The 2,746-nt window shown below is 58.2% G+C and carries 3 protein-coding genes; 2 read left to right on the plus strand and 1 reads right to left on the minus strand.

Translation table 11 applies throughout. The features are described from left to right. Nucleotides 1-202 (plus strand): hypothetical protein (locus D8U61_RS27900; protein WP_206663084.1); only part of this gene is annotated, 202 nt, incomplete at its 5' end. Nucleotides 203-518: 316 nt separating this feature from the next. Here the strand turns inward: D8U61_RS27900 and D8U61_RS11935 are convergent. Continuing rightward, nucleotides 519-1,913 carry a hypothetical protein gene (locus tag D8U61_RS11935; protein WP_130926989.1) on the minus strand — a complete coding sequence of 465 codons (1,395 nt, stop codon included), beginning with the start codon at nucleotides 1,911-1,913 and terminating at the stop codon, nucleotides 519-521. 292 nt (nucleotides 1,914-2,205) lie between these two features. Between D8U61_RS11935 and D8U61_RS11940 the strand changes: the two genes are divergently transcribed. Next, nucleotides 2,206-2,559 (plus strand): hypothetical protein, encoded by a 354-nt coding sequence (locus D8U61_RS11940; RefSeq protein WP_016774987.1) that lies wholly within the window; start codon nucleotides 2,206-2,208, stop codon nucleotides 2,557-2,559. Nucleotides 2,560-2,746: the final 187 nt, after the last annotated feature.

Genomic DNA, 2,746 nt, shown 5'->3' on the forward strand with positions numbered 1-2,746 from the left:
CTGGAAGTCGGCTTTGCTGGCTGCGGTGAAGAACGCCATCTGTGGTACTCCGCTTAAGCTTGTTATTGATGGAAAGCGTCGCGTGCAACACCCCTTTCGGGGCTGGTGTCGCCCTGTTCCTGATTCTCGGGCAGAGGAAACAGGGAGACAGGTGGGTGAAGCTGGACGGGACACTCAGGTCACATTCACCTTCCATGAATGAGCATCTGCAAAAGCGACTGCCAGCGCTGCCAGCAATGCCTTTACGGGTGCTCATCCGTTGCGCAGCTTAATGGGTGCGACAATGTGTCTGCTTGCGGTGCTGCGACATATTCGGTCATTGGCACGTAAATGCAGGGTTTGGCCTGCATCAACACTAGCAGGCGTGCGCCGAAATGCAGGTTCGAAACCCCGGTTTCACGGGACTTTCGTGCCAGGTCGGTCGCCGAGGACGTTACATATCCGGAAACGAAAACGCCCAAGGCCCTGTTATCGACCCTGAGCGTGGCATCCGGTTCAGCGCCAGCGGTTGACGCGGATCAGTCCGGCAGTTCCTCAAAGGCTCTGAATTTGCTCACCGTGGCGCAGTCGTAGCACATCGTCTGCAGGATCTGCTTGTCCATGCTGGCGTCAATGTTGCTCGAATCGCATTCGCGGCAGAACAGCCGCAGATGGCTGAGCAAGTCGCTGTCGAACGCCACGGCGGAAAAGAACTGCGGGACCAGTTCGTCACGCCAGTACATGCCCGGCGATTTGGAAAATCCGGCGCCGCTGTCCTTGAGCACCACGTCGTAGAGCAAGCGCTGCAAGGCCGTTTGCGGCACTCGCGCATCGCGATGGGCGTTCTTGCGCCAATTGCGCGCGAGCGCGTCCTGCGCCGTGCCCAGCATGTTGCGCGGTATGGTGTTGGAGGCGTGACTGCGCCCTTTGGAATTGCCGGTGGCATAAAAGTGCGCGGCGTTTCGTACCGCCAAGCGGGCGAAGTAATACAACTGACTCACCGAGAAGTCCTGCAGCAACTGCCCGACCACCTCCTCGGCACGGGCCTCGGCCGTGAAGGCAAAATCCACTTCAGCGGCCAGCACACGGATGTATTGAATGGACGCTTCGCGGGCGAGACTGAAGACCAGCGAATAGATTTCGCTCTTCCAGGCGGCTTTGACGCTGCCCGACAACTCCTGATACAGCACCTGATACAAATTCTCGCGGGCACAGCGCGTTACGCCGTCGAGCGTGACGCTGGGCAGCCAGCGCACCGCGCCGTACTCGCGGATATTGCAGCCCTCGCTGCGATCGAAGGCGTTGATGTCGGAATCGGTGGAGACTGCCAGCACCCCGGCTTCGTGCAGGCTTTTGAGCAACTCTTCACGGGCCTCGAACGTCAGGGCGAGCAGCTCTTCTCTGGATGGCGCATTCAACGGCGCAATCCATTCAACGGTCGCGCCGTAACCATCATCCAGCAAAGCGAGCAACGTCAGCTTCTGCACAAACCCCAGATTGGCGTAAGGCACTGCGGGGCATCGCGCACCATATCGAGCTTCCAATTCCAGGCGATCACGCGCGGCCCGGGCGGCAAGCTGCTGCTGGCGCACTTTGAAACATTCTGTGCAGCTGCAAGTCGTGTGGCGGGTATTGGTGCCGGGAAGGCTTTGCTGGTGCTCACAGCGTACGCATTTGAAGGTACTGCGCAGCGAAAGCGGAGTACCTCTGGCGTGTCGGCGCACCCACATCGGCAGTTTGCAGTAAGGACAGCTGAGGTCGGCACTGATAACCGGGGGCAGAACCTTGAGCAGACTGCGCACCGTTGCAGGGATCTGAAATTCCGCCATCAGCGCGGCAGTTTTTTCGCCTTCGAGATAGCGCTTGTAGATTTCCTCGATCTGTTCATCGGACAGGTGGCGGATTTCTTCGGCGCGGTCGAAATATTGGGTCATGGCAAAGTTCCCTTTTTGGGGTTGTCGTAACGCACTCCATTGCGCAAGAGCGCCGAAACTAACGGTAAAAAGGCCGCGATCACAAGCGAAAAAACGCAATTTCGGGTGGATTTTGCGCATCCGGTAATCGCCTTACGCTGGCGTCGGATTTTCCCTTCTTGCTACTCGGAACTGGGCGACGGAAATGTCCTGCTTTGCCACTTTTTACCGATGCAGGCAGCGCGAACGAGCAGAGACTGGCAAAATCGCGCCTTCGAACAGATTCATCGCCGCCACTGCCCAGGATTCCCCCATGCAAATGACCACCGCCCTACTGATCGTCAACCCGTGCGACGACGAAGAAGACAACATGGCCATGCTCTGCTGCCACAGCGACAAGGGCGAGATGTTCCTGATGAGCCGTTACCCGGATGAGGATGAGCTGGAGATCACCCTGGATGGCGAGCCTTCGACGCTTGACGGGGTGAAGGTCACGCTGACTTCGAAACTGCTGAAGATCGAGATTGCTGCGGCGGATGCCGATGCGTTGAATGGCGATGATGTGCTGGAGATCAGCTTCAACCCGGATATGGTGGATATGGATGAGGTTGTTGAGACTTTGAAGAATATTCTCGATGGGACCGGGACCTTTATCAGCGAGGTTTGATGTTGACCGGGCTGGCCCTTTCGCGAGCAGGCTCGCTCCCACATTGGAATGCGTACATCAGACCCTGTGGGAGCGAGCCTGCTCGCGAAGAGGCCGGAACCAGCGCCCAATCTTTTGCTCTTTTGCACAAAATGCCGTTAGTCGCCGCCCCCCGCGATGGATTAAAGTAACGCCCCCAGCCCCGGCG

Origin of the sequence: Pseudomonas sp. Sample_14, from assembly GCF_004307515.1 — a bacterium.
Taxonomy (GTDB): domain Bacteria; phylum Pseudomonadota; class Gammaproteobacteria; order Pseudomonadales; family Pseudomonadaceae; genus Aquipseudomonas; species Aquipseudomonas atacamensis.